Origin of the sequence: Flavobacterium sp. (assembly GCF_029242675.1) — a bacterium.
Taxonomy (GTDB): Bacteria; Bacteroidota; Bacteroidia; order Flavobacteriales; family Flavobacteriaceae; genus Flavobacterium.
In genome coordinates this window covers 1-5,492 of the sequence record NZ_JAQWTM010000302.1, presented here as the reverse complement: position 1 = coordinate 5,492, position 5,492 = coordinate 1, and the positions used below count along the sequence as shown (strand labels likewise).

Sequence of the window (5,492 nt, the reverse complement as noted above, 5' to 3'; positions counted from 1 at the left end):
CAATCACTTGCTTTTTATCGTTTGAATCTTGAAGGAAGATCGCAAACGTCGGGATTTTTTGACGAAACATTACAAGCTATTGCTTATTTAAAACCATTTTTAAGTGAAGATGAATTTAAATTATTGTATCAATCAGTTATTACTCGATTCAACGAAGGAATGATTTATTGGAGAAATCGCGAAATAAATTTAAAAAAATCAAATACCTATCAATTTGGATTAGTCTGGAAGAAAGTAGCGAAAAAAATAGGTTTTTTACCGCTGGCCAAATCAATGTTTTTATATTTTAAATCTTCTAAATAAAATTCTTTTTGTTAGCCATAGTTATCCCTTACTATAAAATTCGTTTTTTTGAAGCTACACTACTATCGTTAGCGCTCCAAACCGACAAGCGATTTAAAGTATACATTGGGAATGATGCTAGTGAGGACTACCCAACAGTACTTTTAGAAAAGTATCAAAATCAAATTAATTTTGAGTATAAATATTATGATACTAATTTAGGATATGTGTCCTTAACGCAACAGTGGGAGCGCTGTTTATCACAAGTTCAAGGAGAAGAATGGGTGCTGCTTTTGGGCGATGATGATGTACTTGATGCCAATTGCGTGGCTAGTTTTTATGAGAATTTAGATAAAATTCTAAAAAATGAGATTCATGTAGTTCGATTTGCTACTGTGGTTATTGATCAGAATGACTTGCCTTTATCAGGACTTTACAAACATCCAGAATTAGAGCTTTCCACTGATTTTTTGATGCGAAAATTTAGAGGTGGAACACGAAGTTCTTTGAGTGAATTTATTTTTAAAACTTCGGTCTTAAAGGAAGTTGGATTCAAAAACTTTCCACTAGCCTGGTGTTCGGATATCTTAGCGGTATTGGAGGTATCAAATTTTGGATTAATATACACCATTAATGAAGCAGTCGTCTCTTTTCGATGGAGTGGTGATAATATCACTTCTAGAAATGATAATTTGGTTTTAAAGAACGAAGGTTCTTTTGCGTTTTACCATTATTTAATAAAAGAAAAAAGTGCCTTTTTCAATGAAAATGAAATTACTACTTTACAGAATCAATTAGAAAAAACTTTTTTAGACAATAAAAAAAGCCTTCGTTTTTGGAGATTATTTACCATATTATATTTTTCTCATTTCTATATAAAAAGCTATTTTTTATTTATCTGTAAAACGATGAAAATGGTGATAAAGAAATTATACATAAAAGCATGAAATTTTTAGTAATAGAACAAGATTTAAGAGTTTCGGGAACTAGCCAAGGGATTATTTCTCGTTCTTTTTTAGCAAAATTGCGTACGGCTTATCCCGACTCTATAATTGATGTTGTTTATTTGAAACAATACGCAAGTGAAGATAGATTAGATTTATTACCGGTTAATTCTATCGTAGAAAAAGTATTGAACTTAAAAATACCATTTTCGACTTTATGGCTTAATAAAATATATTGGAGGTTGTTTTATATTTCGCTTAAAGAAAAATACATTCATAAAGTATATGCTACTGAAATTGCCAAGATTGACTATAAAAGGTATGACCATATATTTGTTAGAAGTGCCGGTTTGGAACACGAAATGCTGTTGGCAACAAAAGACTTACCTATTTTAAAACACGCAATAATTAATTTTCATGATCCATATCCAGTCTATTGGTATGGAGGTTATACAGGGGAATTAACTAATTTAGAAATTTTTAGAATGAAAAACATGAATGCGGTAGTGGCGCAGGCAAAGACTTGTACCTCTTCTGCTACCTTGATGTCAAGAGACATGCAGTATTTATATGGTTCTAAAAAAAAGTTTCACACTTTACCACATCAGTATGCGGAAAAAGTTTTCGATTTGTCGGATACTTGTCAAGTGCTTAAAAAAAACAAAAGAGTAACAATTTCCTATCACGGAGCAATACAGTTCGGAAGGGATATAGATATACTCTTGGATGCGTACAGGGAATTAATTAACAGTAACAACAGTTTCAAAGAAAACACTGAGTTAATTTTAAGATTAAAAAGTTTTGAATATTACAGAATTAAAAAGAAATATGCCTCGGTATTAAATATTATAGTTCTTGAAGCTATAGATTTTACTACTTCAGCCCTAGAACAAATTTATGAAACAGATATTGTCATAATACTTGAAAATGGGCCTTTGTATTGTAATATTTTAGTTGGGAAAGCACCTTTCTTAGCTGCATATCATAAACCGGTTTTGTCTATATCTCCTTTAGAGAGTGAGCTAAGATTAATTATTAAGGATGATAAATTTATTGCAAATTGCAACGATATAAAGGACGTAAAAGCGAAACTAGAAGCTTTGATACTTGATCGTTTAAAAACTATAGATGCTGTGTTTCCATTTGGGAATTATTTCAGTGATACTGAATTTTTAAATAGATTGAATGTTGTTTTAAATTGATAGTCTGCTAAATGAATTGTAAAATACAATGTAAAAATTATTGTGGTTTATTAAAATCATCAAAAAAGAAGCTGTACTATGGGAATCATTAAAAGTGATTTTACAATTTTAATTACCACTAAAAATAGATTCGAGGATTTGGTTGTAACTCTCAAAAGTATTGAAGGGTTATTGAGAAATCAACAAGTAGAATGTCGGATTTTTGATGATGGTTCGGAAGATGGTACTTTCGAATTTGTAAGTAAAAATTATCCAACTATTCTACTTCAAAGAAACGAGATTTCCAGAGGATATTTGTATTGTCGAAATGTACTTTTGAACCAAACAACTACAAAATATGCAATTTCATTAGATGATGATGCCCATTTTGTAACAGAAAATCCATTAGAATCTATCCAATATTACTTTGATCAAAATCCGAATTGTGGCGTGGTAGCAGCACGAATTTTTTGGGGATTAGAGTTGCCTAACAATAATGTTTCGAATGAGTCAACGATGTCAGTTCAGAGTTTTGTAGGTTGTGCACACGTATGGCGAATGAAGGCTTGGCATGATATACCCAATTATCCAGAATGGTTTGTTTTTTATGGAGAGGAAGATTTTGCATCCTATCAATTGTTTAAGCAAAATTGGTCTGTGCATTATTTACCTAAAGTTTTGGTGCAACACAGGGTTGACGTGAAATCACGTAAAAAGAATAGCGATTATACTATTCGTTTAAGACGGTCTTTACGATCGGGTTGGTATTTACTTTTTTTGTTTACACCATTACAGTTTACACCACGAAAATTGGCGTATTCTGTTTACATCCAATTGAAATCGAAAGTTTTTAAAGGCGATTTTAAAGCATTACAAGCCTTGGTAGGAGCGTTAATTGATTTAATAGTTCACGTTCCTAAACTTATTAAATTCAGAAAGGGGTTAACATTAGAAGAATGGAAAACGTATCATGAATTGGAAAAATCAAAAATTTATTGGCAGCCCCAAAACGACAAAAAAAATGAAAAATTATAAAAATTTAGATCGAGGTCAGTGGGCTGAATTGAAATTAAGCGAGGTAGTTAATAAGCTTCCAAATAAAATAGTTAGTGATATAGGAGCTGGTTTTGGTTGGTTTCAACCGATACTTTCAAAATATAATTTAGAATGGCAACCGTTTGATTTTGTTCAGAAAATAGCCGAAGCTTCCCTTTGGGATCTTAATTATTCTGCACCAGAAAATGCAAAGCAACCAGGGTTTGTAGTTTTTTTAGAAGTTTTAGAACATTTATCCAATCCGGAGTTGGGTATTCGTAATATTGCCAATCACATTGTAAAAGGAGGGTACATGGTATTGTCAACCCCTAATCCGTTTAGTGCAGCAAGTAAATTTTCTATGATCTTTAAAAATCGATTGTATGCTTTTCAAGAAAAGCATATTGTAGAGCATCATGTTTATGTTCCTTTGCCGCATATTGTTCAATTTCATTTAGAAAATAATGGATTTGAAGTGATTGAAATGGCTACAATTGGTAATATAATGGCACCTAAATTTTATTTTAAATTCAATTATTTAAAGGACTTAGTACATTATTTTATATTAATATTACTCGTTTTGATTAAACCAGAATCCAAAGGGCACACTCAAGCTTATTTCGTAGTGAAAAAATAAATAGCCATTTTTAAATACAAATGACATGAAAACAATCGCTATAATTCCAGCTCGTGGAGGTTCAAAACGTTTACCAAATAAAAACGTATTGTTGCTAAATGGTATGCCACTTATTGCGCATTCTATTATGTATGCTCAAGCAAATGGGAATTTGATTGATGAAATTTATGTTTCGACTGATGATGCAACAATAAAAAAGATTGCAATATCCTACGGTGCAAAAGTGATTGATAGGCCGATCGAAATTTCGGGTGATCTGGAACCAACCATTAGTGCTTTGCAACATGTTTTAAAAAGTATTGATGTTATTGTAGATTCAGTTGTTTTATTGCAACCTACCAATCCATTGCGTCCAGAAAACTTACTAAATGAAGCTTTTGAAAAATACAAAAGTGGCGCTCTTGATAGCCTTTTTACAGTAACACGAAGTCATCAAAAATTAGGAAAAATTATTGAGGCTAATTTTATTCCATTTAATTATGAAGTAGGGCAGCGTTCTCAAGATTTAGAACCATTATTTTATGAAAATGGCTTGCTTTATATTACAAAAGCTACTTTGATTAGTAAAGGAACAATTATTTCTGAAAACAGTTTTCCATTTGAAGTAGATCATGTTTTTGCCCAAGTCGATATCGATACCCAAGATGATTTAGAGTATGCAGAGTATTTAATAGAGAAACTTAAATAGCGTAGAGAATAAAATTTATGAATTATATAGAAATAGCTGGACGAAAAATAGGCCCCGATTTTCCACCTTTAGTAATTGCTGAAATAGGTATTAACCATGAAGGTTCATTGGCTGTAGCCAAAGAGATGGTCGATGCCGCAATGCGTGCAGGAGTAGAAGTGGTAAAACACCAAACACATATCGTTGCTGATGAAATGAGTGCTGCGGCCAAAAAAGTAATTCCAGGTAATGCAAATGTTTCTATTTATGAAATTATGGAGCGCTGCTCCCTAAACGAAAAGGACGAACTTGAATTAAAAAATTATATCGAAAGCAAAGGCATGATTTTTATTTCGACGCCATTTTCTAGAGCAGCCGCTGATCGATTAGAAAAATTTGGGGTTCAAGCTTATAAAATTGGTTCAGGGGAGTGCAATAATTATCCTTTGTTAGAGCACATCGCTTCGTTTGGAAAACCAGTGATTTTAAGTACAGGAATGAATACCATTGAAAGTGTCGCCAAAGCAGTTGCAATTTTCGATAAGCATAAAGTTCCTGTAGCACTGTTGCATACGACCAACTTATATCCCACACCTATTAACTTAGTACGTTTTGGAGCCATGACACAATTGCACGAGGCCTTTCCAGACAAAGTTTTTGGATTGTCAGATCATACCTTAAACAACAATGCGTGTTTGGGTGCTGTAGCTTTGGGTGCAAGTATTCTAGAACGTCATTTTACCGAT

The 5,492-nt window shown here is 32.4% G+C and carries 7 protein-coding genes; all 7 read left to right on the top strand.

The window, feature by feature from the left end; all coding sequences use genetic code 11:
- Positions 1-303: hypothetical protein (locus P8M54_RS10930; protein WP_300287893.1), on the top strand; the 303-nt coding region annotated here is incomplete at its 5' end.
- An 8-nt stretch (positions 304-311) separates the two neighbouring features.
- On the top strand, positions 312-1,229 hold the full coding sequence (locus P8M54_RS10925; RefSeq protein ID WP_300287892.1) for a glycosyltransferase family A protein: 918 nt from the start codon (positions 312-314) through the stop codon (positions 1,227-1,229).
- Positions 1,226-2,428 (top strand): hypothetical protein, encoded by a 1,203-nt coding sequence (locus P8M54_RS10920; protein ID WP_300287891.1) that lies wholly within the window; start codon positions 1,226-1,228, stop codon positions 2,426-2,428. Before P8M54_RS10925 ends, P8M54_RS10920 begins: the two co-directional genes overlap by 4 nt.
- 78 nt (positions 2,429-2,506) lie before the next feature.
- Positions 2,507-3,442: a glycosyltransferase gene (locus P8M54_RS10915; protein WP_300287890.1), complete on the top strand. Its 936-nt coding sequence runs from the start codon at positions 2,507-2,509 to the stop codon at positions 3,440-3,442.
- Positions 3,429-4,079 (top strand): methyltransferase domain-containing protein, encoded by a 651-nt coding sequence (locus P8M54_RS10910; RefSeq protein WP_300287888.1) that lies wholly within the window; start codon positions 3,429-3,431, stop codon positions 4,077-4,079. The genes P8M54_RS10915 and P8M54_RS10910 overlap by 14 nt, the downstream gene beginning before the upstream one ends.
- 25 nt (positions 4,080-4,104) lie before the next feature.
- Complete coding sequence (locus P8M54_RS10905; protein WP_300287887.1) at positions 4,105-4,767, top strand: acylneuraminate cytidylyltransferase family protein; 663 nt, start codon at positions 4,105-4,107, stop codon at positions 4,765-4,767.
- Positions 4,768-4,784: 17 nt separating this feature from the next.
- Positions 4,785-5,492 (top strand): N-acetylneuraminate synthase family protein (locus P8M54_RS10900; RefSeq protein ID WP_300287885.1); only part of this gene is annotated, 708 nt, incomplete at its 3' end.